The organism is Nitrospiria bacterium (assembly GCA_035517655.1).
Classification (GTDB): domain Bacteria; phylum Nitrospirota; class Nitrospiria; order JACQBZ01; family JACQBZ01; genus JACQBZ01.
The window spans coordinates 61,323-87,327 of record DATIYJ010000035.1; the positions used below are offsets into that span (position 1 = coordinate 61,323).

The following is a 26,005-nucleotide window of genomic DNA, read 5'->3' on the forward strand; positions in this document are numbered from 1 at the left end:
CAAACCCCCGTCCACTTTTACGGCTGCCACCGGGGCGCGCTGACCCCGCCGCGGTTGAAGGTCAACCGCTTCAGGTGGTCCCCGTTGGGATCCATGATATAAACCGCTTCCTCGCCGTCCCGATTGGAGACAAAAGCGATCTGTTTTCCATCCGGAGACCATATCGGCTGGGCGTCCACGGCCGGATTCCGCGAGAGATTCTTCACGCCGGACCCGTCCCGGTTCATCACATAAATCTCGTTGTTGCCGTCCCGGGTCGTCGTGAAGACGATCTGTCGGCCGTCCGGAGACCAGACCTGCATCCCCATCTGTTCATCGGACTTCGTCCGCGTGACATTGCTCGGGTTCGAGCCGTCGGCGTTCATCACGTAGATCTCCCAGTTCCCGTCCCGATTCATATCGCGGTCCGTTCCCCACGCGATCAGGGCCCCGTCCGGAGACCAGGAATGGAATCCCCGCCCGTCCTCCGCGGGGTTCTGAGTCAGATTGATCGGATGCCCTCCGTCGGCATCCATGGCATAGATCTCATAGTTGTCGTCCCGTCGGGACACAAAGGCGATTTTGGTCCCGTCCGGCGACCAGTCGGGACTGTAATCCCGCGCTTCGTTCCGCGTCAGTCGGCGAACCGGGCCGCCGTCCATGGTCATCGAATAGATTTCTTGATTGCCGTCCCGATCCGATACAAACGCCACCTGTTTCCCGTCCGGAGACCAGGCCGGATTGTAATCCTGACCGAGGTTCCGTGTCAGGTTGGTCTGGCGGGAACCGTCGGCATCCATTCCGTAGATCTCTTTGTTGCCGTCCCGTTCCGACACGAAAACAATCTTTGTTCCGTCCGGCGACCATGCGGGGGCGCGGTTGTCGGCCCGGCCATGGGTCAGGCGCGTCGCGCCCGTGCCGTCGGTGTTCATCGTATAGATTTCCCAATGGCCGTTTTCATTCGACTCGTAAACGATCTTTTTCGCCCCGGCCATCGCCGGGGGCGAAAAAAGCAGCAGAACGGCGCCGGCGACCCATGTCGCGCGACCGGTTTTAAAAAACGCCTTCATCGCCTGGACTCCTTTTGTTAAGGGGCTCACGTCGCCCCCTCCACCGGCCAAGCCGGATGGAGACTCCCACTCTCGCTCGCTGTGCTCGCTGAGAGTCTATCCAATATATATAAGTCTCACGGCTGCCAACGGGGATAATCTTCCCTCGTCTGCGTGAACGTCAATTGCTCTTGATACCGACCATCGGTATCCATGACGTAGATTTCGTCATGGCCGGTCCGATTCGAGACAAACGCCACTTTTTTCCCGTCCGGAGACCAAAGCGGAACATCGTCCATCGCCGGATTTCTCGACAGGTTCAACGAGCCGGTCCCGTCCGAATTAACGATATAAACCTCTTCGTTTCCATCCCGCGTCGAGATGAAGGCGATCTGCCGGCTGTCCGGGGACCAGACAAACATCCCGACCCCTTCCTCGGCCGGACTGTGGGTGACGTTCACCGGTTTGGACCCGTCGGCATTCATGACATAGATCTCCCAATTCCCGTCCCGGTTCGTGACCCACGCGATCTTGGAGCCGTCCGGCGACCAGGAGTGACTTCCCCGACCGTCCTCGGCCGGGTTATTCGTCAGGTTTTTTTGATCGGTTCCATCCGCGTTCATAAGGTAGATCTCGTTGTTGCGGTCGCGGTTTGAAACAAAGGCCACCCTCCGGCTGTCGGAGGACCAGTTGGGGTTCCAATTGTCGCCGGCCGCGGTCAAACGTGTCTGACGCCGTCCCTCCATGTCCATTCGGTAGATCTCGCGGCGGCCGTCCCGATTCGAGACATAGGTGATCCATTCGCCGTTCGGCGACCAGGAGGGGCTGAAATCATCCCCCGCGCTGCGGGTGAGGTTGCGTTGATCCGATCCATCGGCATTCATCCGGTAGACCTCTTTGTTGCCGTCGCGGTCCGAAACGAAAAGAATTTCTCGGCCGTCCGGCGACCAGAAGGGGGCCCGATTCTCGGCCGTGGTATGGGTCAGACGGACCTGATGCGTCCCGTCGGCATCCATCAAATAAATCTCCCAATTCCCGGACCGCCGGGATTCAAAGGCGATCTTATGATCCCGGTCGGGTTGGGACGGAGGGGGGGGCGAGGCTTGCGCGACCGTCCCGCCCAGCGCCACGGTCGATACCACCTCGTAGTCGGAGGCGTCGATGATCGAAACGTCCGAGGACCCTTGATTGACGACATAAACCGTCCGGCCATCGGGAGAAACGGTGATGTCCCAAGGATTTTTCCCCACCGAAATCTTCCGGACGATCTTTTCATCCGCGGTATCGAGCACCGAGATCTCCCGGGCGTCGCGGTGCGCGATATAAAGAGAGCGGCCGTCCGGGGACAGGGCCAATCCGCCGGGATAGCTTCCGACCTTGACCATCCTCCGAATCCGCTTCGTCTGCGTATCCAGGATCGCGACCGCTCCGCTGTTCTCGATCGCCGCATACGCCGCTTTCCCATCCGGCGCCATCACGATGTCCCTCGGTCCCCGAAAAATCTCTTCACCGTCCGGAAGGACGACGGTCCGGGCCGCATCGGAACCCGGATCTTCCACGTTCAACCGGGCCACGACCTCGCCGGTTGTTGCGTCGACGACGCGGATCGAATAGAAGTCGGTCACATAGAGGGCTTTCCCATCCGGGGTGACCGCCACGCCCTGAGGCCCCGTGCCCATCGGGATCCGCTTTTTGACGCTGCGGCTGGCCAGGTCCACGATGGACAGGCTGTCGCCGGACTCGTTCGCCACGAAAATCGTCTTGCCGTCCGGCGAGACGGCCATCCCTCCCGGATCCATATAACGACCCTCTTCATCCTTCAATGAAATTTTGGCGCGGACGGCATTGGACCGGGTGTCCACCACCGCGATCGCATCCGCCTCGCCCAGGGCCACATAGAAATCCTGCCCATTCTGGGTGATAAAACCGCCGCAGGGGGGAGAGTCCACCGGCACCTTGCGGACCTGCGTCGGGTCGTTCCGATCGATGATGTAGAATTGGCGCTGGCCTTTCAACGTGACGTAAAGTTGGGTCGGACCGTAGATGATCCGGCTTGCCGTATGTTTGGCGAAAGAAGCTTCCGGATGCAGAATAACCGTTGCGAGGATTAAATATCTAGCCCATTTTTTCACCGGATCTCTTTCACCCGCATCCCGCATCTTGCATCCTCTCGCCATCAGCGTGCCCACGAGACCCATTTCTCCTCCGCATGGCCGTGTGTCAAACGGCGCGGATGAGATCCGTCCCGATCCAGGACTTCGATCTCCGAGACGCCGTCCCGGCTGCCCGTCGTGAACGCGATCCGCCCGCCGTCCGGCGACCACACCGGCCAGAAATGATCTTCCGCGTCGGCCGTCAACGGTGCGAGCTCCGAGCCGTCCGACCGCATTCGGTAAATCTGTTCACGACCGCCCCGGTCGGACACAAACAGAAGCGACGCGCCGTCCGGCGACCAGACCGGTCCGTCATCCGCGGCCGGATTGTTCGTCAGGTTGCGCAGGCCGGACCCGTCCGAAGCCATCACATAGACCTCGATGTTCGAATCCCGTTGGGAGACGAACGCGATCCGTTTCCCGTCCGGCGACCAGAGATGGGTATCCAGACCGTCGTTCGCCGGACTGTACGTCAGCCGGGTCGGACGGGTCCCGTCCTCCTCCATGACATAAATCTCGGGGTTGCCGTCCCGCGTCGAGACAAACAAGATCTTCGTTCCATCCGGCGACCAGACCGGGATGGCATCCATCGCCGTGCTGTCGGTCAGGCGCCGTTCCCGGGATGAAGCGGGCGGAACATCGGTCCCGACATCCACCGTATAAATTTCTTCGTTTCCATCGCGGACCGACGTAAACGCGATCCGCGTCCCGTCCGGCGACCAGTCCGGATCTTCTTCATCAGCCGGCGTGTAAGTCAGCCGGGTCTGTCCCGTGCCGTCGGCCTTCATCACGTAAACTTCCTTATTTCCGTCCCGGGTCGAAACAAACGCGATCCGCGTCCCGTCCGGCGACCAGACCGGCCAGATATCGTCGCCACGGCTTCGCGTGAGTCGGTCTTCCTTTCCGGTCGTCAGGTCCATGCGATAGACTTCCCAATTCCCGTCCCGGTTGGAGCTATAAACAAGCCGACCGTGATCCGCGAAATGCGGCGAACGGGACGGCATATCCGCACAACCCGCCGGGATCCCCATTGCAAAAACCGTAAAAACGAGCGGCCATCGAGTCACGGCTCAACGCTTCGGCTCACCCTTGCTCCGCTTTCTCTAATCTTTGGCGCATCGAAGCCCGTATGTATAATCCGAGTGCCATCCGTCCTTCTCCCGTGGACCGACCGTCGGAAGGACCGCCAACCGCGCCGCCGTTCTCGAAAAGGCGGCCCCGGTCAGATAGGACCCTCCCCGGATGATCTTAAAATCTCCGGACTCCTTGACCGTCCTCAGCGGATTGCCGGGATAGGACCGATAAGCCGTGGAGGTCCATTCCCTCACATTGCCGGCCAAGTCGTACACGCCGTAGGGACTGACATCTTCCGGGTGACTGCCGATCGGGGCTTTCCAACCCCGAACGGGATAATGTTCCTGCCCCGCGGGCGCCCTCCAAACCGCGCTGCTCTCCACCGTATTCGCGCGTCCGGGCTCAAACCGATCACCCCAGGGCCAGAGACGCCCGTCCGTCCCCCGCGCGGCCTTTTCCCACTCCGCCTCCGTCGGCAGACGCCGCCCGGCCCATCGGCAGTAGCCGACCGCGTCAAACCAGTCGACGTCCGAAACGGGGTAGTTGTCATATCCTTCCGGGAAACGATCCGCACGACCGGCTTCTTTCCAGTAACCCGGATATTTTTTTGAGCCCGTCGCCTTCAAAAATTGAAGGTACTGGGCCTCCGTGACTTCATAACGGTCGATGTAGAACGCCCGGATGTAGACCTTCCGCTGCGGAAGCTCGTCCACCCCGATATCAAATCCGATTCTGCCGTCCCGCTCCGCGCTCCCCATCTGAAACCACCCGGCCGGCACGTAGGCCATCGGGCTCTCCGGCACCGGGTGCCGGCCCCCGGGTGACAGCGATGCGCAGCCCCACGGAAGCCCTAAAACAAGGAGGCCGAGAAGGCCGGCGGCAAAACCGGTTCGCCTGCGTCCATGAAGTCCTGATCTATTTGAAAATCTCAAGGCCCTCTTCCGTCGTCCAGCGTCACGTTCAGTTCGCATCCTTCGCGCATCGGAAACCAAAATCCGGCTGGGCCAATTCGGCCAGGCGGAAATGCCGATGGGCCGGACGGGCAAAGGGATTGGCCGGCATGCCCCACGACCCTCCCCGCAGGATGCGAAATTTCTTGTCCGGCGCAATGGTCTTGATCGCTCCGGGATAAGATTGAAGAATGGAAGAGGTCCATTCCATCGCGTTTCCGGCCATGTCTTGCACGCCGTACGGGCTTGCGCCGTCCGGAAAACTCCCGACTGGCGTCGTCCAGTTTCGCTTTGAGTCTTCCGTATTGAGTCGATTGAGATCCAACTGGTTTCCCCAGGGCCAGATCCGCCCGTCCGTCCCCCGCGCGGCTTTTTCCCATTCTTCTTCGGTCGGAAGGCGTTTACCGACCCAATGACAGTACGCCTCGGCATCGTAAAAGTTCACGTCGATCACGGGATGATTGTCCTCCGGCGCCGGATAGCCGAATTCTTTATAATCCTTCCAGATGGACGGCGTTTCGTGTCCGGTCGCGGCCACAAACCGCCGATAGGGGCCGATGGTCACTTCATACCGATCGATCCAGAACGCCGGCACGGAGACGGTATGCCTGGGAATGGAATCCACGCCCACTTCGAACCCGATCTTGCCGTCCTTGGCGTCGCTGCCCATGATGAACCCGCCGCCGGGGATCAGCACCATGTCGTCCGGTGCCGCCGCTTCCGGCATCGAAAGGGGAAAAGGTTGAACGGTCAGAAGGACTGAAAGGAACATCAGCGATCTCACTCTCAAACTCATTGCAAATCTTTCGCGCACCGGAAACCGATCGACCGATGCCGCTTTCCGGGATCACGGGCCATGGTGCGGCTGGCCGATCGGGCATAGGGCTCGCCGGGCAAGGTATAGGCGCCGCCTTTGACGACTTTGTCTTTCCCGAACGCGCCCCGAACGAGCTTGCTCCCCGGATAAGCCTGATACCAATCGGCGGTCCATTCAGCGACATTTCCGGCCATGTCGTACACACCGTAGGGGCTCACACCCTTCGGGAAGCTCCCGACGGGCAACGTTCCACCGGCTTTATACTCCTGAACATTGGCTTTCAGGGGATCAAAGATGTTTCCCCAGGGCCAGATCCGCCCGTCCGTCCCCCGCGCGGCCTATTCCCACTCCGCCTCCGTCGGCAGCCGTTTCCCGGCCCATTCGCAATACGACTCGGCGTCGTCCCATGATACATAAATGACGGGGTGGTTTTCAAACTCTTTCGGAACACCCCCTTCCCGCGCCCACGGGTAAATCTCCGGAAACCGCGGATCGCCGGGCGGTTTGCGTCCCGTCGCCTCGATGAACGCGCGATACTGCTTCGCCGTCACCTCATAGCGGTCGATATAATACGCTTTGAGCTTCACGCTATGCTGCGGCAGCTCATCCACGCCAACGGTAAAACCGACCCGCCCGTCTTTGGGCAGGCTGCCCATCAAAAATCCGCCCGCCGGGATCAACGCCATGTCCTGCGGCGGGGACGCCCACGGCGTCGCAAGGTTGAACTGTTGCAAGGATATAAAGGCTAAAAAGGCGAACGACCCTCTGAACCTTTTACGCCTCTGCACCTTTGCACCCTCAAACCTTATCCGCTCGTCCCCGGGTTTCTCCCTCCGGCGCACCACCGGGCGTTCGGCGTGCCCGTGCTCGTGGCCTGATAAGCGCAGGAGTCCATCACCTCGTTATGACAGCGTAAATAACATCGAAAGGCGGACCCGTCATAGAACCACATCGGCTTCTGAGCCGTGGTCCCTTCCACGAGCGGCCCGAAATTGATCAAGTGCGTTCCTCTCACGCCGTCCACCATGCCGTCCACGCTGTCTTCCGCCAGCATCCCGCCGCGGCCGTCACCATAGATGGTATTGAGCGCCTCGATGTTCGAATGAACATTATAGTGGCATTCATGGCACATCGCGCCGCTCCATCGCAGATGATACATATGAAGGTTCCCGTTCCACCACGAGTCGACGCCGGCGGAAGAAGGGGCCAGGCCGAAAAACCGGGTCAAACTGCGGTCCTTGTCCCCCAAAGTAGTCTGTCCAAAATAAGTGGTCGTTACGTCCGGATCGAAGGCCGCGCGATCGTGGCACTGGAAGCAGAGCAGGAATTTTTGAAAATGGCTGTTGTTGGAACCGTGTCCGCCTCCGGCGATGCCGTGCCCGGCGCCGGCCCCCCCCGGATTGTATCCGTCTCCATCGGTACAAGTGGCGGGGTCTTTCTGCTCAAAACACCGCCCCGGGGCGAGGATGTCGGTATCGTAATTAGCCCGCAAGAGGCGCCGATGGATCGAGCCGTGGGGGCCGATGGGTTGGCTCGGCCTTCCGGTAATATACGGCACGTCGTTATTTAACGCGGGCCAGATATCGGTCGGTCTCAGGTTCGATTCCGTCAAGGGACCCAGGAACCCCGGAGTCACCGGCGAATCGTTCGGGGTATTATTGTAGGCGTCGTATTTATCGTTGTTGTGGCAGTCCGTGCATTGGATCGTCAAATTGGAAAGCGCGCTGCTCGCCGTCCCCGCGGAAGGAAGCGTATCGGCCGGCGTCTGGCAGCCCGTGATTTCAAAGGCCGCCGACAATTGCTTGCACAACTGCGGCGAGCCGTTCCGGCCCGGCATGACAACGGGATGGTAGGCCGCGTTCTTCATTTGTTGGGTGTGCGAGAAGACCGCGGTCCCGAACCGGGCCAGGTCCACGCTGATCATCGCGGGGGTATCCAGATCATGGGACAGCGGATTGAACTCCCGCCATTTGTTGCTGAAGCCTTTATAACTGAACTGATCGCCCGTCGTGCCGTTGGTCGGATCCGTGCGGGGCGAAAAGGGGATGGAAACATAGCTCGCGTAATTGGGGGGCACGGCCAAAACGGTGATGTCGTCCGGGTTCCGGTAGTACCTTGCCGAAATCGGGCCGAAGAGATTGGTATAGCTGTTGCCGTGGCAGCGCAAACAGACCTCATACACGTAGGGATCCCGATTGGCCGATGTGCCGTTGATCGTCGTCTCGTTCCCGCAGATCTCGAAATTAGGACTTGAGCATCGACCCACCACGATGGGACGACTCCCCGTGATATCGATCCCGATGCCCTTCATTCCCTTGAGCCGGCCTCCCTCTCCATTCGCACCGGGCGGATTGGCATTCGGCGCGCCGTTATAGGACAAGGCGGCCAGGTTGGGACTGTTCAACTGATGGGGATTATGACAGTCCACGCATTCGATATGCGCCACGTCGGGCGTGTTCCTACCGGGCGTTTCCTCATTGAGGACAGGAACCAGGGCGAGACCCTCGCTCTTGAGCTGCACCCCCTCCTGCGATCGGGAAATAAAGACCGGTTCATGGCCGCTCGCCAATTGAAGACACATCGCGCTCCCCGTGCCGCTCCCGCCCGCGCAGGTCGAACTGTCCTTATTGAACTCGGAAAAAATATCCGGAGCGATGCGCGCCGCGCCGGCGAGAAACCTCGGGTTGGCCCCGGTGGTCGGATCCCCGGCGGGCAATAGATTCGCAACAATCGAATTCACGCTCGTGGTGTTGGGCGCATGGCAAAGGAAGCAGGTGTTTTCGATCGCATCGCTTCCCCCGAAGGTGGTCACCCCTTCCCGATGAATCCTCTTGGCCCCCTGGGCCGTGTGCGGATCATGACAGTTGCGGCAGGCATAGGCCCCCACCGTATGGGTGACGTTGCCGTCAAAATCATACGGGTTTGTCGAATCGGGATACGGCGCATGCACCGCCGTGCTCACCGCATGCGTGCTGGGACTCCAACCCGGTTTGTTGTGGCAATACAAACAGATGATCTGTCCCGTCGCCGGGGTCGGGCCGCCGGCCCCGCCGGGAAGGAAACCGGACTCGCTCGCATTCTGGAGACGCGGCGCACGAAGAAACTTGGGATAGGTCACGGCGTGGGGGTTGTGGCAGGAGGTGCATTGAACGTTTTCGAATACCATCGGCGCGTCCGTGCTTCCGAATCGCTTCACGCCGGTTTTATATCCCCCCGCGGGCGCCAGAGGGGTGACGTCGTTGATACCCGCCGGCGCATTTCCAGGGTCGACCAGCTCCGTGTCGGTTTTCGTGGCCAAATCAGAATCGAATCGAAACGAGATCGGATGGTCATTTTGAAGGTTTGTCCCCAGGTAGCGGGTATCCCCGGTTAACTCCGGATTCGGTCCGGGTCCCGTTCCCAGCGGCATTTGACCTCCCGATTGCACGCCGCTCATCCCGAGGGTCGCGCCCAGGTAGCCTCCCGATCCGGGTTTGTTCACCACCGTCCCGATCGCGAGCGTGCCGTCGTGGCAGGACAGGCAGAGCCGGGAATACCCGGTGGGTTTGTTGGTATCGTTCAGCTGCCCTTCAAACGAAAAGCTCCAGGTATTGTCATACAAGGTATAGGATTGGGTATTCTGATAGTCGATGTTGCGGTTCCAGATCGGCGCTTTGATGGTCGAGGCCGTGGCGTTGGCGCCATGGGGCGTGTGGCAGAAGACGCAGATCTCGGACGTCTCGGTGGACTTGACGGTTCCGAGCCCCGAGCTCGAAAGGTTGTGTTTCGTGATCTTGATGTTCTCTTCGATCGTGACGGTCCCCGGCGGCACGGGCTGGGCCAACACCGGACCGACCATGCGGACGAGTTGGAACATCACCACAGCACCGAGCGCGGCCCATGGCCAAAAACGGCCCCGGTGGCCGTGTCGCTCAGGAAACCGCATGAAGGTCATTCGCCGATTTTTCATAAGATCCCGACTTACAATCCCTCTTAAACCCATCTCGCACCCTTTCTTTCTTGGACCCGGCATCCGTGAGGATGGAGGGACGGCCTCGTCACGGTCGAGGCTCTCCCAAAAACTGGAAAACCTCCACGCGCTGGTTGTAGGTGTCCGCCACATAAATCCGGTTCTTATTGTCGACGGCGATGCCGGCCGGCAAGTAGAAGTCCCCGGCTTTCTCGCCGGTTCGACCGAAGTTCAAAAGCAATTCCCCCTTCCGGTCGAAAATCTGGATCGTGTCGTAGAGGCCGTCCACCACATAGATATGTCCGGAAGCGTCCACCGCGACCCCTTTGGGTTTTGAAAAACTGCCCAGGGTATTTCCGACATGGCCCAGCTTGCCAAGAAATTTTCCGTCCGCATCGAAGATCTGCACCCGGAAGTTCATCGAATCCGTGACGTATAACGCGCCTTCCGAATCGATCGTGATATGGGTTGGAAAATTCAGCTCGCCGTCCTCTTTTCCGCGCCGGCCGAAGGTCATCAGCCGCTTGCCGGAAAGATCAAAGGCCGAAACCTGATGGGCCGCCGTGTCCACCGCGTAAAGGCGCTGCAGCTTGGGATGATAGGCAATGCCGGTCAGGCGCTGAAACTGTCCCGCGTCTCCGATCGTCCGGACCCATCGTAATTTTCGGGGTTCATACACGAAGATCCGGTTGAGCTCCGAATCGGACACATAGATCAGGCCGCGATCGTCCAGGGCGACGCCGACAGGCGACATCAAGCGGGATCGGCTCCGCTCGATCCAAAAAATCTGCCGATAAGTCTTGTCCGCAAAATCGTAGATATGGACCGCCTGGAGGCCGGTGTCCGTGACGTAGACGCGCCCCTTCCCATCGGTGGCCACGGCATACGGACGAATCATGTGGGGGGCCGCCTCCGGGCCGAACAGAAATTCAACGGTCATCCTGAACCAACTCCGTTTCGCGCCCAGATCCTTGGGTTCGGAAAAACTGTTCAGATACGAAATGACAGGCGGATCGGGCGGCAATGGCCAATACCGTTCGACCTTGGTTTTGGCTGCTTCAGGGGTGGCGCAGGCCGTCAACATCAACCCCGCCCATAAAAGCCCGATCCATCGTCTCCCCTTCATCAAAATGACCTGCTGGCCCGCCCCATGATGGAGCGGGTTCCGTATCGATTTCCGGCCGTCCGGGTTTCTATCTCCTGATACTGCACGCCCATCATCAATTTGCCGATCTGGTAATTTAAAGTCAGATTCTCCTCCAACACATTGACATCCGCCAGGAAGCGGTTGTCCTCTTCCATATCCTTGACCGAGACAAGCAGGTTGGTGTTGAAGATCAAATACGTTGTATATTGAACCTGGCCGGTCACAATCTGTCGGTCCAGAAGAAGCACGGCCGGATATTTTTCAATCCGGTAGGTTGTGTTTACCAGAAGGCCGATCGCGGTCGAGTAGTTGGCCTGCGCGTCGGCCGAGGTAACCTTTCCGGCGATTCCGAAGCCCGTGCTGTCGGAGTAGTTGGCCGTGCCTCGGAGCAGCAGATTATCCCCGTTCAAAATCAGATTCCTAAAATACGAACTGTCGGCCAAGAGCTGGAGGAGATAGGTGGTTTGATTGTTCCGGACGGATTCGGTCGTGCGTTGGATGTTGCTGTAGGTCGTGTTGAAACCGACGTGGATGATCTGGGTGTTGGTGTTGTCCACCCCCAGCGAGATGTTGTTGCCGAGATCTCGCGAATCGACGCCGGTCGGTTGCGTGTTTGAAAGGCCGTAGGTGATCTGATAGGAAGTCCGGTACTGCAGAAGTTGCCAGGGCCGTGTGTACGTCATGTTATACTGGTATTGCTGAAACAGATTGTTGGTATCCTCCGCGCCGGTGGCGCCGGTGGACGTCAGCCCCGCGCTTCCGGCCAGGCCGGTGGTCAGTCCGAAGATCGGACGGTAGTTCAAGGTGGCGTCGGCCGATTCGGAATTAATGGTCGAATCGGTGACCGAAATGTGCAGATATCGGCCGTCAAAGTTTGAATCCGTCTTTTCGTTGTATCGCAGGTTGGCCACGCCTTGGACGGCCTGGCTCTTAAAATCATTGAAATACGGCGTTTCGGTATAATTATAACTGGCCATTCCATCCCACCAATACAGCGGGGGCCGATAAATCATCGCGGCGCCGTAACTCCGCTCCTGAAAAAAAGCGACACCCGGGGTCGGCCCGCCCGGCACCAGCGGAATGGCGGTCACATTTTCCGGAATATGCCGTTGGGCGTAATGCCCGTACGCCGTGAGGGTTAGGCTGGTCGTCAATTGGGTGTTGGTGTCGAGGTCGAGGCCGTGCGAGGTGGAGGGAGACGAGGTGTTGGTGTCCGCTTCGCTGAATTGGTACCCGCCCGACAGGTGGGTTGCTCCCAGGGTCGTGTCCGTCAACGCGGTGAAGGTTCGGGTTAGAAATTCGTCTCCCGCATCCGATTTCAGATCGGATTGCTGGAAGTTGAACGTCAGGCGGGGGATCTGGCGAAGGTTCATGACCCAGTTTGCGCCCAAAGAGTCGATATGGTCTTTGGTGGTCAGACCCGAACCGCCGATATCCAGGTCGCTCCGCCGCTCCACGCGTTGAGCGTTGAGGTCCAGGGGCGACCACAACGGCAACAGATTCATAGCAAGACGGTATTCCGTCACGTTAAAACGGTTCTTCTGATCCGGCTGGTCGAGACGGATGTTTTGATCCAGCCATGAAAAGTCGAAGCGATAGCTGCCCAGACGATAGGCGTCTCCAAAAAAGTCCAGGCCGTATTGTTGGTTGAGCGAACTCATTTTGCTGGTCGTTTTACCCACGTCCGTATCCGAAAAGGTCGTGGATCGGTCGTAATCGATGTTCAGGGAGCCGCCGATATTGAGAAAGCGCGCATGGACTGTGGAAGCTTCCATAACGACCCACAGGGCCGCCAGGATCCACAACCAGCGGCGGTTCGGCTTCGGGACCCGCGACGCGACGCTCCCGCACTCTTCCCATGGACAACCCCTTCCCGAAACAGCGGACCGGACACACCGGTGGACATGCCCCGCGATTCCCCTTTGCATCAATGGCCCCGCGCCCCGATGAAGGATGGTTCCTGAACAGGTGCCCTTGAAGAATCCCGGCTTTTAAGCCGAGTATTCTTCGATCCGAGTGGAGAGGACCCTATTTTGATTCACTCGCCAACACCGCCCTCCCAGGCGGGGATTGCGCTCGCCACACGGATTCAGGATGAACCGACGAAATTCGGATCAGTAGATTTTAATCTCGGCCTTTGCACGGAGGCCGTCCATCCACGCTTTCAATTTTGCGTCTGTAGCGGACTCCTGCATTTCCTTTCGCAGCAACGCCTTGTTGAGATCTTCATAGGCCAGCTGCTGCTCCGGCCTTTTCTCTTCGACTTTGAAGACGACATATCCGTACAGGGTCCGAATCGGATCGCCGACGGAACCCACCGCACGATCGTACGCCACCCGTTCAAGCTCGGCATAAGGCAAGCGCCCTTGATGAAGAAGACCGGTATCGCCCCCCTTCGGTTTCAATTCCGCGTCGTCCGAAAACTCCCGAACCAATGTTTCAAACGCTTCCCCCTTTCGGGCGCGGTCGGCCAACTCCTGCGCCTTCCGACGGCCGGTTTCCCAATCACCCGCAAGGCCGGCGGGATCCACACGGACCAATAAAATCCGCAACCGGATTTGGGGCGGAAGTCTGAACTGTTCCCGATGGCCGTCATAATACGTTTTCATCTGATCGTCACTCACGCTGATCTTCGAACGGACTTCCTGGTCGGTCAGCTGTTGGATGGCCAGGAAACGTTCGACCCCGGTCCGGACATCCTCCGGAGTCAGCCCCTGGACCTTTAACGCCTCCCGGTATTGCTCCTGCGACGGGAAACGGCTCTCGATTTTCTGAATTTCGGCCACGACGGTTTCCGGCGTCACTTTAACCTTGAGGCGCCGGGCCTCCTGAAACAGGACTTCTTGGCCGATGAGCCGGTCCAGCTCTTCGCTTCGTATCTCCGTCATCCGCTTCTCGGAGATATTCCGATGGCCGGTCTCCGGAATCCGCTCCTCCACGGCCTTTTTCAAATCAAGCGCCCGGATTTGGACCCCGTTCACCGAAGCCACGGGCTTCGACAGATCCATCCGTCCGCCCTGATCGGCCGGCGGACCGTCGGGCCCTCCCGCTTGAACCCCGGTCTCCGCAAAGCAGAGCATGGCCAGTAAAAAAATCGCGGGGACGCGTCGCTCCTTTATTGTCGCGCAGATCCTCCAAGTTGACTTTTTATCTTCCATCATGCATAAAAACAGGATGCCTCACACCCCAATCGCGAGAAGCATCCGCGAAATAAGTCTTTTAATTTCCATCGGTCGAAGCAGGGTCGCCCCGCCTTTACCGGCCCAAGCGAGGTTCTTCACCTTCTATTTCTGGTGGCAAGACAGACAGACCAGACTCCCCGCGTTCGGATTATCCGCAATTAAGGTGGCATCGCCGTTCCCGAGCAGGTCGTTCACGGTCGTCGTTCCGCCTCCGCTGACAAGGGCCACGGCCGAGTCATAACGGCTCGGCAGACGAAGGAACAGCGGCCGGGGCGCGTGCGGGTTGTGGCAGGAGGCGCACTCGATATATTTTCCGGTGCCCGGCGTCCGGGTCGCTCCCGGATAGGCCCGAATCCGGTCCCGCTTATCCGCATTCAATACCCCCGTTCGGGTCAAAAAGGTCATGCCGCTTCCGGATGGATCAGGCTGGGAGAGCGCAAGCACCGAATCAAACTGCGGATCGGTCGTCGGGATTTCCATGCTGATCGGGTGATCGTCCGACAGGTTGGTCGTGAGGTTCGGGAACGGCCTCGCCCCGCCCGTGATCAGCTCGTAGTTCGGCCCGGTGTCCGTCCGGTCGCCGGCATCGGACATGGACTTGTCTACATCCAAAAAAGCGGTGTTGGCCGTGATGATCCCCGTTGTACTTCCCGGCGGAGTCAGGTTGGCGGGCCGGTATCCGCCGGAGCCGCTCATGTTGATCAAGGAATCAAGCGCGACCGTTCCATCGTGGCAGGACAGGCAGGCCAGGGAAACACCCTGAGGCTGACCGGAGTTCTGAGCGTCAAAATTGGGGCTGTTGTAAATCGTGTACGATCCGGACGTGCCCACCGTCCGGTTCCAGAGCGGCGCGGAACCCGGCGCGTTCAGATTCGCCCCGTGCGGCGTATGGCAGAAAACGCAGACCTCGGCTGAATTGCTTCCGGCATTCGGGAGGTTCGGGTTGAAGTCTCCCTGCTTGCTGGAACTGAGATTATGGAGCGTGTGCAAGATGTCTTCGGCCGGCACGCTTGTATAGCCCGGCGAATGACCCGTTGCGCCCCCCAAATGCATCGCCCGGCCGGGCAAGGGGAAGGCGACCATCAGCGCCCCGATCATGAGCATGAAGACGTTCCGTTTCAATTTCAACCGCATTGACTTTTCCTCCTCTCGTATGTTGCGAATCCGGTTTCGCATGTATTCTGGTTCGGCATATAATTATTTTCCATGACAGGACAAACAGATGGCGCTCCCCGCATTGGGCCGCTGTCCCCACATTTTCCCGTTGGGGTTCCCGAAGGTATCCGACGGAGACAGATCCTTCTCGACCAAGCCCGGCACCCCGCTCGGCAGTCTCAGGAAGGAAACACGCGGGGCATGAGGGTTGTGACAGGAGGCGCATTCGATAAAATAACGCCCCGGCTGATCGGTCGAAGGGTACGCCCGGAGCCGGTCCCGCTTTTCGAGCGGCCAGATCACGGGCTGATGGGGATCGGTCCGGCTGATATAGGCCACGCTGGTTCCGTCCGTCCCGCCGTCCAATTTGGCCGTGGTCAGATCCCGACAGATCTGGTTGAACTGGGCGTCGGTCAGGCACGGGATTTCAATCCCGACGGGATGGTCGTCACGAAGATCCAGGCCCAGATTCGGGAAGGGCTGGGCACCCTCGCCGCCGCCGCCCCCGTGCACCAGGTCGTGCAGGCCTCCTGAGAACGGACTTTCAGCAGTCGTTTCCACGTCGTTTGAATCCCGCAGCCCCTCATTGAAGGTTTTGTCGGGACCCACGATCCCGCCCCCGGAAAAATTAATCGTCGTCGTGCTGGTGCCCGGACCCCGCCCCGTACCGAGATTGGCCGGAATAAACCCGCCCGAACCCGGCGCGTTGATCATCGCGTCGAATGCGATGCTTCCATCATGGCAGGACAGACAGGCCAGGGAGACGCCCTTGGGCCGACGCGTCCCGGTGACGTCCTGCGCATCGAAATTCGGAGAGCTGTAAACAGTGTAGCTGGTATCATCCGGCAGCAGACGGTTCCAGAGAGGGGCCTGCCCCGAGGCGGCCAAATTGGCCCCGTGCGGGGTGTGGCAGAAAACGCAGATCTCGGTCGTGCCGGTTTCATTGATATCGGGATTGGAGGAAAGATTGTGTTTTGTCCGGCTCACGTCTTCCGACAGCCTCACATCATGCGTGGCCCAAACCTTCGGTTCCATCGACACCATCAGGAGCATGCCGATCAGAACCTGAGCCGCGCGGATACTGCGTACAGTTAAACGGCGCACAACCCGTTTGCCTCCTGACCGATCGCGGTACGGCAATAACCTCGGGACTTGCCTCCGACCTTCGGGTCACTTCTTCATGGCGGCCGTCTGGGCGGCCTTGTATTTCTCGCTCAGGTATTGATAGATATCAATCCGGTGGTTGTACTGATCCGCCACATAAATCAGGTCGTCCCGATCGATATTCATCCCGGCCGGCAGCCAGAACCGACCCGGCTGGCTCCCGAATCCGCCGAAAAAAAGAAGCAGTTGTCCCTGCGGATCGAAGATCTGGACGTTATTGAAGGCGGCGTCCACCACATAGATATGCCCTTCCGAATCGACCGCAATCCCTTTGGGCTTTGCAAACTGGCCCAGCCCCGTGCCGACGCTTCCGAACTTGGACAGAAACTTCCCATCCGGATCAAAGATCTGGACCCGGAAATTAAACGTGTCCATCACGAACAACTTGCCGTCTTTATCGATCGCGATATTCGTGGGCCAGTTGAACTGGCCGTCCTCGACGCCGCGGCCGCCAAAATCAAAAAGAAACTTCCCTTCCTTCGAATCGAAGACGGAAACGTTGTGCTTTTTCGTATCGACGATGTAGACGCGGTTCAAGGCATCGTTGACGACGATGCCGACCGGCTGATCAAAACGGCCCTTTTCACCGATTCCGAACAGGAAGTTCCCATCATGATCGTACACCACGCCCCGGTTCTCGAGCGTGTCCGTCACATAAACCCGGCCGGCCGCGTCGGTCGTCACCCCCATCGGTTTGGCCAGCACCCCCGGTCCTTCCAAACCGATCACGGTGAATTGATGATTTTTGGTGTCAAAGACCAGAACGGTCGGCCACCCGCTGTCGGTCACAAACAACCGCCCCTCGCGATCCATGTGAACGGCGTAGGGTTTGGCGATGCGCGCAACCGACTTGGAACCGGTGATGAACTCTTCGATTGTTTCCCATACCCCTTTCGGCTGAACGTCCTCCGAACTGCTGATGCTCTTGACGTACTTGATCCGGGGCTCCTCCGGAGGCAAGGGCCAGATAATATCGACGGGTTTTGGGGGCGTGGCGCAAGCGGTCGTTATCAATAAAACGGTCATCAGCCCAAGAAACTGTTTTCGCTTGATCCTCGTCCTCTTCATCGGTCCATCGGCTACTTTTGATGACAGGTCAGGCATAAGGCGCTGTATCGGTTTGATGTCCTCAGAAACGGGTCTCGTCCCTCGATATTCTTCTCGTCCGGATTATGCGGATCGTGACACGACGCGCATTGAACCTTGTCGTCGTCAAACGTCTGAACGCCGTTCGGAAAGGTCCGGCCTCCGTCTTCCTTCGCAATGAGCGGTTGATTGAAGGCGGAGTCTTTGCCGAAGGTCGGATACGGGATCGAAATCGGGTGGTCGTCTCGAAGGTTCCGGGTCAGATACCGGATGGTCGCGTCATGGGCGCCGCTCAACGCGGCGTAGGCCCCGCGTTGCCTGTTATGACACTTCCCGCAAGCATCCGACCCCACGCTCCCTTCCGGACTCATGCGGTAATGCACTCCGGAATCATACCAATCATGAAACTTCGGTTTATTCAGCACGGCGTCCACCGCCACGGATCCGTCGTGACACGAGAGGCAACCGAGGGAGATGCCGTCCGGAGCGGACGCGCTCGAATCGAAATTGGGGCTGGAGTACATTTCGTAACCCTGTGGATTCGGAAGGTGACGGTTCCAGAGGGGCGACACGGTGCCGGCGTTATGGGGCGTGTGGCAATAGATGCAGGTCTCCTCATAATCGTTGAACGATCCGCCGGTCATCGGGCCGGTCGGACTGCCGTAGCCCCTTCGGTTCAACGCGGAAAGGTCATGTCGCGATCCGATGATGGTGCCTCCCAAAGCAGACATGGCCAGGATGATCAGGCCTCCACCGACGACGACAACCGCAATAAGGTACCGAGAGGTCTTCATGTCCCCTCTTGATGATGAGCCAACGAAGCGCTTCTTCTGCCCTCTTTACTTAATTAAAGAACGTGTTTGAGGGATGATTCGGTCAAGGGTTTGCTCATTGATTTACCAATGTGTTAACAGGTTATGACAATGTTCTGACCCTACGAGTGTCCTAGGCTACAAAATTTGGCCGGAACTGTCAAGCAAAAAACTGGCACAATTCTGTCGTATGTCCTTTGTTTATATAAATAAATGAATACGATCGGAGTGATGACCCGCAAAGGCCCGGATGGGAATATTACTGCGGAGAATAACCTTCCAGTTTACTGATCCCCTTGAGTGTTCCAAACCATTTATATCCGAACGCGTCCATGACCGCGGCAAATACGCCGTCATCCACCAATCCTTCTTTAGACGTGAAACGGCTCCAACGGCCGCCGCTGAGCAGACTCACCCCGCCCTCGGTCGCGGCATAAAGATCGTCGGCCTTATCGATAAGAATGTCCGAGATGAAATTACCGGACAATCCGTCCCGCGTCGTGTAGGTCGTCCAATGCTTGCCGTCGAACCGGCTCAGCCCCGCGCCCCAGGTTCCAAACCATTTATTGTTTTGAGAATCGACCGCCGCGGCCAGGATGTAATTCGGATTGTATCCCTCGGCTTCTTTTCCGGGCGTGGTGCGATGATGGAAGCTGGGGTTGGGGATTTTTTCATACGAACCGATCGTCTCAAGATCCGCGCCGACGCCGTCCTTATGCGTATAACTTACAAACCCCCGGCCGTCGTATCGTGTTACCCCGCCTTCCGTCCCCAGCCAGATCACTCCGTCATGATCCATGGCCAGGGCATAGACCCAGTCGTCGACAATCCCGTCCGCCTTGGTGTAACTCTTCCATTTTCTCCCGTCAAACAGGCTGACCCCTTTCCAGTTCGCCACCCACATGCGCCCGCCCTGGTCGAACAGGATGTCATATACATAGGGATCCGCCAGGTCCGGAACGTTGTAATGGCGCCAGGTCTTTCCGTCAAACTCGGCCAGACCTCCGCCATGCGTTCCGACCCACTTGTTCCCTTGAGAGTCCAGTTTGACCGTCGTGACAATGTCCGACACAAGACCGTTCTTGCTGTCATATCGTCCCACAATTTGGTCCTGAACAAGATCGTATTTGATCAGTCCCTGCTCCGTGCCGACCCATACATCGTTTCCTTCAAACGCCATCGAAAAAACGCTGACGTTCATCTCGTAATTGGTCCAAACGGGGTGGGTTGACACAGCCGGTTTCGAAGAGGTGCAGCCCGCGATGTCGGAGAAGCTGACGGTCCAGATTAAGATAAGCGGGAGGAAGGCGCTACTTCGACTCATGTGGCTCCTAACTGAAGCCTTATGATTCTACGCGCGGGAAACAAACGAGTCAAGGCCGTTTCTTGACAAACCTCGCTCTCTTACTTAAGATGAAAAAACAATTCCGGAGTCCTTCGATGACCGTTCATCCGTCCGAACAGGTTATCCCGGCCGTCAAAAAGCCGGCTTCGTTGACCGTCGCATTGTGGACCGGACTCCGTCCATTGGACTGGATCAAAAACCTTTTTGTTCTGGCGCCTCTCCTTTTTTCCGGTCACCTTTTTACCGCCGAGTTGGTTTCAAAAACATTGTTGGGCTTCATTCTTTTCTGTATCCTCTCCAGCGGGGCCTACCTGTTCAATGACGTCATGGACCGCAAGGAGGATCAATACCATCCGGGAAAAGTGCTTCGCCCTATCGCTGCGGGTCAGCTGCCGGCGGCCTTGGCCGGCGTGGTCGCCTTTGGACTGATTTTGACCGGCTTGATCGGGGCCTTTGTGCTGGATGTCCGCTTCGGGATGATCGCCGCCGTTTTCAGTCTCCTGCACCTGGCCTATTCCTTCGGTCTCAAAGATTGGGTGATCGTCGATGTCCTTCTCATCGCCGCGGGATTTGTCCTGAGGGTTTTGGGCGGGGCGGCGCTGGTTGCCGTCGTCCCATCGGCCTGGATCATCCTGTGCACCATGCTGCTCTCCTTATTTTTAGGATTTTCCAAGCGACGACACGAGTTGGTTCTTTTGGGTGACCAGGCGGTTGCCCATCGGAAAGTGCTCCGGCAGTATTCCGTGACTTTCTTGGACCAGATGATCGGCGCGGTCTTGGCCGCAACCGTCGTATCCTATGCGTTGTACACGATTAACAACGGCCCGCTCCAAATCTATTCGGTCTTCTTTGTCTTATACGGAATGTTTCGCTATCTTTACTTGATTCATCACCGGGGCCACGGCGGCCATGCAGCCGAGTCTTTCTTGACCGATCGCCCGCTGCTGGCCACCGTGGTGGGGTGGACCCTGTTCATGTTATGGGACATCTACGGGTGACTGCCATCGAGACCGCTGGTGTCTTGATTCTTTCGGGACATCTTGACAAATATTTTTTTTGCGATATTATGTTCATATAATGAACATAACTTCTTTATCTACAGAAATACCCGATAAGGACAAGGATTTGCTCAATCGCGAGTCCCTGCATACCCTCCAGATCCTGGATGAGGTCGCCACCGGCAAACCCCTGACCCAACGCGATCTGAGCAACAAACTCGGGATCGCCCTGGGAATGACGAACAATTACCTGAAGCGTTTGGCGCGGGAAGGCTACATTCAGATTATTCAAGCCGAACGAAAACGCCTTCACTATCTCCTGACCCCGAAAGGCATCGCGGAGAAAAGCGCGCTGACCTACCGTTACATCAAACGATCCTATCAATTTTTTACCGACGCCCGCCGAAAACTGGAGGTGTTTTTTCTCGACCTGGAAAAAGCCGGCGTCCGCTCGATCGTGCTTTACAAGGCCACCGTGATCGCCGAGATCGCGGTGTTGGTGCTGCAGGACCGTTCGATTCAACTTCTCACGATCGTCGACGACGCGACGGCCGGTACAACATTTTTAGGATATGGAATCGATCCGGTCAAGTCGCTGGCCGATCTGAAATTCGACCGTGTGCTGGTGACCACCGAAGAACCGACTGAAAAAGTTGCGGACCATCTGGCCGTCTACGGGGTAAAAAGGGACCGGGTTTGTTCACTATACTAATGCATCGGGACCTTCGCAAATATGCATAATCGGGATTCAGGCCGGATAGGGCCTCGCGGCGGGATGAATCCGATGTGGGTTTCATATCTCCCCCAAAAAATCCGATCCAGGCTGGAAGGCCGGAACACCCTTCAAAAGGTGGCGTCCAACACCGGCTGGCTTCTGGCCGACAAGGTGCTCCGGATGGGTGTCGGTCTGGTGGTCATGGCCTGGGTGGCCCGTTACCTGGGTCCGGACCGATTCGGAATTTATAATTACGCCGTCGCGTTCGTTGCCCTGTTCTCCGCCGTTTCCGCCTTGGGGCTGGATCCGATCGTTGTCCGGGACATCCTCCGTGATCCCGAGCACACCGATGAAACGCTCGGAACCGCTTTCCTTCTCAAATTGATGGGGGGCACGTCGGCCTTCCTGATTTCGGTCTGCACGATGACCTGGTTGCGGCCGACGGACAGCTTGACCCGCTGGCTGGTGGGCCTTATCGCCGCCGGCTTGATCGTCCAGGCTTTTGACTCGATTGATTTTTGGTTCCAATCGCAAATTCAGTCCAAATATACGGTTTATGCCAAGAGCGCCGCCTTCTTCTTGGCCAATATCGGCAAAATCGTTCTGGTCATGTTAAAGGCGCCGTTGATCGCTTTTGCGTGTGTCGGTCTTGCCGAGATCGCCATTGGAGCGACAGGGCTGATCGCGGTAAACGCGTGGCGGGGGCGCACACTCAAAAATTGGCGTTGGAATGCGGCCAGAGCGCGGCAGCTTCTTAGAGACGGTTGGCCGCTCAGCGTGTCGGGCATCGTGATCCTGATCTACATGCGGATTGATCAAGTGATGCTGGGAGAACTGGCCACCAACCGGGATGTGGGGAATTTCTCCGCGGCGGTTCAACTGGTCGAGGCTTGGTACTTTATTCCCATGATCATCTCCACGTCTCTGTTCCCGGTGATCGTCGAGTCCAAGAAGCTGGACAAGACCGTTTATGAAGCACGGATTCAAAGACTGTACGATCTGATGATCTGGATCGCCATTGGGCTGGCTTTGTTGGTTTCGATTTTATCGCGCCCGGTTGTCTCGATTCTGTTCGGTCCCGAATATGGCGGCGCGGCGCCGGTTCTTTCACTGCAAGCCTGGATGGCCGCCGCGGTTTTTTTTGGTGTCGCGAGACAGCAGTGGCTGACCTCCGAAGGTCATTTAAAAGACGGCATGCTTTTTGAAATCGCGGCTGTTCTTTTAAATGTCGGATGCAATATGATTTTGATCCCCGCCTACGGAGCGATCGGGGCCGCGTCGGCCTCTCTGATCACCGCTTACGGCGCCAACCTTCTCGTAGCCGTCTACTCCAGGCCGATCCGGCGCAGTGTCAAGATGTACCTCGTCAGTCTTACACTTCCCATGCGGTTTATAAAGAGATTATGTGCGGCATAGCCGGGATATACAACGTCGACAACAAGCCCGTGTCGAATGAGGCGATCAGAAAAATGACGGAGGTCATCCGCCACCGGGGTCCGGACGGCTCCGGTATTTATAGGGACGGAAACGTCGGGCTGGGACACCGGAGACTCTCCATTCTCGATCTTTCCGATAACGGCGTCCAGCCCCTGACTTACGGGGACGGAAAATATTGGATCGTCTTCAACGGAGAGATCTACAACTTTCTGGAGATCCGGCGAGACCTGACGGCCAAAGGCCATCGCTTTCGTTCCGAAACGGACACGGAAGTCTTGGTCGCCGCCTACGCGCAGTGGGGAGCGGACTGCCTCACGAAATTCAATGGGATGTGGGCCTTTGCAATCTATGACCGAACGGAGCGGGTCTTGTTTCTTTCAAGAGACCGATTCGGCATCAAGCCCCTTTATTATGCGTTCGACGGAAAATGCTTTCTTTTCGGCTCCGAAATGAAAGCGCTTCTGGCGTTTCCGGATCGGGGCCGCGAGGTGAGCGGCCCAAACATTCGTGCGGAGCTCCAGGATCCCTTCAGTCTGGAAGGAGGAGAGGAAACCCTTTGGAAGGGGATCAAGCGCCTCGAGCCCGGCCACAGTCTCATCGTCAAGCCGACGGGCGTCCGAAAATTGAACTGGTGGTCCACCCGCGACCATCTGAGACCGGTGCCCTCCACGCTGGAAGAACAGGCCGAGGAGTTCCGGTCGCTTTTTCTGGACGCGGTGCGACTGCGAATGCGCAGCGACGTTCCCATTGCCACCTGCCTCAGCGGGGGACTAGACTCCAGTTCGGTCGCGTGCGCCATGTCGAAGATTTTTTCGGAATCGAGCGTGGGACTCGAGAGAACGCCGGGGGATTGGCAGAGGGCGTTTGTACACATTTTTCCGGAAACCCCCCTCGATGAAAAGTCCTATGCCGATGAAATCGCCCGGCACGCCGGAATCAAACCCGTTTATATTGAGACGAAACCGGAAGAGTACCTTCAAAGCCTGGAAAAGGTTGTCTACCATTCGGAGGACCTTTACGGAGGCCTGCTCACGCCGGCGTATAACGTCTACAAGGCGGCCCGTGAGCACGCGGTGAAAGTGACTTTGGATGGTCACGGCGCCGATGAAATGATGGCGGGTTACAACCACTATGTCGGTTATGCCATGGCCGACGCGTTTCGAACGCGCAGGCTCCGACGGTATCTTCGACTCATTTCGATGCAGCTGGGCATGATCCGCGGCTCACAGAACCCCGTGATCCCCGCGGTTCTCGGCTCGATCTACCGGTCGAGCCCCTTCTTACAAAGGCTATATCCAAAGCACGTTCGGAACAATACGGTCGCGGGCCGCCGACGCGAAGGCGAATCCGAACACCCAACGCCGTTCCACGAAACGCTTCGGCGCAACTTATATTTCGATTTTCATAAAACGATTCTCCCGGCGATCCTGCGCAACTTCGACCGAATGAGCATGGCCCACGGTGTCGAGGTACGAATGCCGTTCATGGACTGGAGACTGGTCACGTATGTTTTTTCACTGCCTTCGGAAAGCCTTATCGGCCGGGGCCACGCCAAGCTGATCCTGAAATGGGCGATGGGCGGGATTCTGCCGGAATCCATCCGCTGGCGAAAACGCAAAATCGGGTTCAACGCTCCGATGGTCGATCTCTTTCGCGGCCCCTTGCGGTCCTGGATCGAGGACATGATCAGCAGCGAAGATTTTCTTCATTCCGAATTCTTCGAGGGGACAAAAATACGGAGCGAGTTTCAACGGAAATCAAAACAGGGAATGACGTGGGACGACGCCTATCGACTATGGCCTTTTATCAATCTCGCTCTGTGGACCCGGCTCTTTTTAAAGGGTCCGATGATCCCGGCGGGGACGTAACACAACGACAGGCGAAACGGATTCGATGAAGCCAAAACGAAAAGTGGCCGTGTTGGGCGCCGGAAAGTGGGGAGCGAACCTGATTCGGAATGTCTCCTTCAATGACGAAATCGAATTTACGGGGATCTGCGATTCGGATCCGGAGACCTTAAAAAAAATTTCGGGGCACTATCCGCATGTTCCCGCGTTTGACACCTATGAACGGATGCTGGAGGCCGGCCCGGATGCCGTCATCATTGCGACCCCGGCAAGGCGGCATTACGAACACGCCCGGAAGGCGTTGCTGGCGGGGCGGCACGTCCTTATTGAAAAACCCATGGCCGCAACACCCGCGGAAGCGCGCGAGCTCGCGGCGCTGGCGCAAGAAAAATCGGTCGTTCTGATGGTCGGCCATACGTTTCTCTATAACAACATCGTCCATGAAATCAAGCGCCGGCTGGACGGACGCGAGCTGGGCGATGTGTATTACGTGTATTCCCGGCGACTGAACCTCGGCCACGTGAGACAGGACGTGGACGTGATGTGGAATCTCGCGCCCCATGATATCTCCATCATCAATTACCTGCTTTCCTCGCGACCTCAAAAGGTTTCGGCCCAAGGATTGAGTTTCATCCAAAAACAAAAGAATATTTCCGATGTGGCCTTCTGCAAGATGGATTACCCCGACGGCCGCAGCGCCCATCTTCACCTGTCCTGGATCGACCCGCAAAAGGTTCGTCAGCTGGTCATTGTCGGATCGGAGAAGATGCTGGTATATGACGACACCGATCCCGACAAACATATTCAAATTTACGACAAGTCGGTTGAAAAAAAATTCACGGCGGACGTATCCGACTTCGCCGATTTCAGTACGAGGATCCGGGCCGGCGATCTCGTCATTCCCAACATTCGGCTCACAGAGCCGTTGAGCGTAGAAATCTCCCACTTCGTGGAGTGCACCCGGAATGGAACACGGCCCAGGACAGACAGCCAAAACGGGCTTGAGGTGGTTTGCGTCCTTCAAGCGCTGAGCGACTCGCTGGCCGACGGCGGATCGGTCGCCGAGGTCAACTATCTCTCCGCATCCTGAGCGCAGATCCGTCCACGCGGCTCCATGGTGCTTGAAAGGGCGTGTTTTGAGGACCC

At 57.9% G+C, this 26,005-nt stretch carries 19 protein-coding genes and 1 pseudogene; 5 read left to right on the forward strand and 15 right to left on the reverse strand.

All coding sequences use genetic code 11. The features are described 5' to 3' along the window. Window positions 1–17: 17 nt before the first annotated feature. From VLY20_07080 to VLY20_07150, 15 genes and pseudogenes are all read right to left on the reverse strand, one after another. Complete coding sequence (locus VLY20_07080; GenBank protein ID HUK56404.1) at window positions 18–1,079, reverse strand: DUF5050 domain-containing protein; 1,062 nt, start codon at window positions 1,077–1,079, stop codon at window positions 18–20. An 86-nt stretch (window positions 1,080–1,165) separates the two neighbouring features. Continuing rightward, the gene (locus tag VLY20_07085; protein HUK56405.1) at window positions 1,166–3,226 is read right to left on the reverse strand and encodes a beta-propeller fold lactonase family protein; all 2,061 of its coding nucleotides are present in this window, start codon (window positions 3,224–3,226) and stop codon (window positions 1,166–1,168) included. Further along, window positions 3,205–4,185 carry an LpqB family beta-propeller domain-containing protein gene (locus VLY20_07090; GenBank protein ID HUK56406.1) on the reverse strand — a complete coding sequence of 327 codons (981 nt, stop codon included), beginning with the start codon at window positions 4,183–4,185 and terminating at the stop codon, window positions 3,205–3,207. Before VLY20_07090 ends, VLY20_07085 begins: the two co-directional genes overlap by 22 nt. A 99-nt stretch (window positions 4,186–4,284) precedes the next feature. After that, the gene (locus VLY20_07095; protein HUK56407.1) at window positions 4,285–5,043 is read right to left on the reverse strand and encodes an SUMF1/EgtB/PvdO family nonheme iron enzyme; all 759 of its coding nucleotides are present in this window, start codon (window positions 5,041–5,043) and stop codon (window positions 4,285–4,287) included. Between the two features lie 172 nt (window positions 5,044–5,215). After that, the gene (locus VLY20_07100; GenBank protein ID HUK56408.1) at window positions 5,216–5,977 is read right to left on the reverse strand and encodes an SUMF1/EgtB/PvdO family nonheme iron enzyme; all 762 of its coding nucleotides are present in this window, start codon (window positions 5,975–5,977) and stop codon (window positions 5,216–5,218) included. A gap of 20 nt (window positions 5,978–5,997) precedes the next feature. Further along, window positions 5,998–6,708, reverse strand: a pseudogene (locus tag VLY20_07105) (formylglycine-generating enzyme family protein). 119 nt (window positions 6,709–6,827) lie between these two features. Continuing rightward, window positions 6,828–9,971 carry a cytochrome c3 family protein gene (locus VLY20_07110; GenBank protein HUK56409.1) on the reverse strand — a complete coding sequence of 1,048 codons (3,144 nt, stop codon included), beginning with the start codon at window positions 9,969–9,971 and terminating at the stop codon, window positions 6,828–6,830. An 88-nt stretch (window positions 9,972–10,059) separates the two neighbouring features. Next, window positions 10,060–11,097, reverse strand: coding sequence for a 6-bladed beta-propeller (locus VLY20_07115; protein ID HUK56410.1), 1,038 nt, complete (start codon window positions 11,095–11,097; stop codon window positions 10,060–10,062). Next, window positions 11,097–12,893, reverse strand: coding sequence for a hypothetical protein (locus VLY20_07120; GenBank protein ID HUK56411.1), 1,797 nt, complete (start codon window positions 12,891–12,893; stop codon window positions 11,097–11,099). The genes VLY20_07115 and VLY20_07120 overlap by 1 nt, the downstream gene beginning before the upstream one ends. A 339-nt stretch (window positions 12,894–13,232) precedes the next feature. Next, a complete protein-coding gene (locus tag VLY20_07125) occupies window positions 13,233–14,279 on the reverse strand; it encodes a SurA N-terminal domain-containing protein (protein HUK56412.1) in 1,047 nt (348 codons plus the stop codon). Between the two features lie 123 nt (window positions 14,280–14,402). After that, on the reverse strand, window positions 14,403–15,434 hold the full coding sequence (locus tag VLY20_07130; GenBank protein HUK56413.1) for a hypothetical protein: 1,032 nt from the start codon (window positions 15,432–15,434) through the stop codon (window positions 14,403–14,405). Window positions 15,435–15,497: 63 nt separating this feature from the next. Continuing rightward, window positions 15,498–16,559 carry a hypothetical protein gene (locus VLY20_07135; protein HUK56414.1) on the reverse strand — a complete coding sequence of 354 codons (1,062 nt, stop codon included), beginning with the start codon at window positions 16,557–16,559 and terminating at the stop codon, window positions 15,498–15,500. 66 nt (window positions 16,560–16,625) lie between these two features. Then, complete coding sequence (locus VLY20_07140) at window positions 16,626–17,687, reverse strand: 6-bladed beta-propeller (GenBank protein HUK56415.1); 1,062 nt, start codon at window positions 17,685–17,687, stop codon at window positions 16,626–16,628. Between the two features lie 11 nt (window positions 17,688–17,698). Beyond that, entirely contained in the window at window positions 17,699–18,499 is an 801-nt protein-coding gene (locus VLY20_07145; protein HUK56416.1) for a cytochrome c3 family protein, read from the reverse strand. A 277-nt stretch (window positions 18,500–18,776) separates the two neighbouring features. After that, window positions 18,777–19,841 carry a two-component regulator propeller domain-containing protein gene (locus VLY20_07150; protein HUK56417.1) on the reverse strand — a complete coding sequence of 355 codons (1,065 nt, stop codon included), beginning with the start codon at window positions 19,839–19,841 and terminating at the stop codon, window positions 18,777–18,779. Window positions 19,842–19,957: 116 nt separating this feature from the next. Between VLY20_07150 and VLY20_07155 the strand changes: the two genes are divergently transcribed. The 5 genes from VLY20_07155 (at window position 19,958) to VLY20_07175 (ending at window position 25,949) form a co-directional block, all read left to right on the forward strand. Next, window positions 19,958–20,860, forward strand: coding sequence for a decaprenyl-phosphate phosphoribosyltransferase (locus tag VLY20_07155; GenBank protein ID HUK56418.1), 903 nt, complete (start codon window positions 19,958–19,960; stop codon window positions 20,858–20,860). A gap of 127 nt (window positions 20,861–20,987) precedes the next feature. Continuing rightward, complete coding sequence (locus tag VLY20_07160; GenBank protein ID HUK56419.1) at window positions 20,988–21,572, forward strand: winged helix-turn-helix transcriptional regulator; 585 nt, start codon at window positions 20,988–20,990, stop codon at window positions 21,570–21,572. 72 nt (window positions 21,573–21,644) lie between these two features. Then, window positions 21,645–22,991: a flippase gene (locus VLY20_07165; GenBank protein HUK56420.1), complete on the forward strand. Its 1,347-nt coding sequence runs from the start codon at window positions 21,645–21,647 to the stop codon at window positions 22,989–22,991. Further along, the gene (gene asnB / locus VLY20_07170; GenBank protein ID HUK56421.1) at window positions 22,979–24,880 is read left to right on the forward strand and encodes an asparagine synthase (glutamine-hydrolyzing); all 1,902 of its coding nucleotides are present in this window, start codon (window positions 22,979–22,981) and stop codon (window positions 24,878–24,880) included. The genes VLY20_07165 and asnB overlap by 13 nt, the downstream gene beginning before the upstream one ends. 25 nt (window positions 24,881–24,905) lie before the next feature. Continuing rightward, entirely contained in the window at window positions 24,906–25,949 is a 1,044-nt protein-coding gene (locus VLY20_07175) for a Gfo/Idh/MocA family oxidoreductase (protein HUK56422.1), read from the forward strand. Window positions 25,950–26,005: the final 56 nt, after the last annotated feature.

What these genes read in the sequence shown, in the direction of transcription:
- VLY20_07095 (HUK56407.1), bottom strand. Translation starts at nt 5,043, where the DNA reads ATGGCCTACGTGCCGGCCGGGTGGTTTCAGATGGGGAGCGCGGAGCGG.
- VLY20_07115 (HUK56410.1), bottom strand. Translation starts at nt 11,097, where the DNA reads ATGAAGGGGAGACGATGGATCGGGCTTTTATGGGCGGGGTTGATGTTG.
- VLY20_07140 (HUK56415.1), bottom strand. Translation starts at nt 17,687, where the DNA reads ATGAAGAGGACGAGGATCAAGCGAAAACAGTTTCTTGGGCTGATGACC.
- VLY20_07120 (HUK56411.1), bottom strand. Translation starts at nt 12,893, where the DNA reads ATGGAAGCTTCCACAGTCCATGCGCGCTTTCTCAATATCGGCGGCTCC.
- VLY20_07150 (HUK56417.1), bottom strand. Translation starts at nt 19,841, where the DNA reads ATGAGTCGAAGTAGCGCCTTCCTCCCGCTTATCTTAATCTGGACCGTC.
- VLY20_07130 (HUK56413.1), bottom strand. Translation starts at nt 15,434, where the DNA reads ATGCGGTTGAAATTGAAACGGAACGTCTTCATGCTCATGATCGGGGCG.
- VLY20_07145 (HUK56416.1), bottom strand. Translation starts at nt 18,499, where the DNA reads ATGAAGACCTCTCGGTACCTTATTGCGGTTGTCGTCGTCGGTGGAGGC.
- VLY20_07100 (HUK56408.1), bottom strand. Translation starts at nt 5,977, where the DNA reads ATGTTCCTTTCAGTCCTTCTGACCGTTCAACCTTTTCCCCTTTCGATG.
- VLY20_07155 (HUK56418.1), top strand. Translation starts at nt 19,958, where the DNA reads ATGACCGTTCATCCGTCCGAACAGGTTATCCCGGCCGTCAAAAAGCCG.
- VLY20_07175 (HUK56422.1), top strand. Translation starts at nt 24,906, where the DNA reads ATGAAGCCAAAACGAAAAGTGGCCGTGTTGGGCGCCGGAAAGTGGGGA.
- VLY20_07090 (HUK56406.1), bottom strand. Translation starts at nt 4,185, where the DNA reads ATGCCGTCCCGTTCGCCGCATTTCGCGGATCACGGTCGGCTTGTTTAT.
- asnB (HUK56421.1), top strand. Translation starts at nt 22,979, where the DNA reads ATGTGCGGCATAGCCGGGATATACAACGTCGACAACAAGCCCGTGTCG.
- VLY20_07085 (HUK56405.1), bottom strand. Translation starts at nt 3,226, where the DNA reads ATGGGTCTCGTGGGCACGCTGATGGCGAGAGGATGCAAGATGCGGGAT.
- VLY20_07165 (HUK56420.1), top strand. Translation starts at nt 21,645, where the DNA reads ATGTGGGTTTCATATCTCCCCCAAAAAATCCGATCCAGGCTGGAAGGC.
- VLY20_07110 (HUK56409.1), bottom strand. Translation starts at nt 9,971, where the DNA reads ATGAAAAATCGGCGAATGACCTTCATGCGGTTTCCTGAGCGACACGGC.
- VLY20_07125 (HUK56412.1), bottom strand. Translation starts at nt 14,279, where the DNA reads ATGATGGAAGATAAAAAGTCAACTTGGAGGATCTGCGCGACAATAAAG.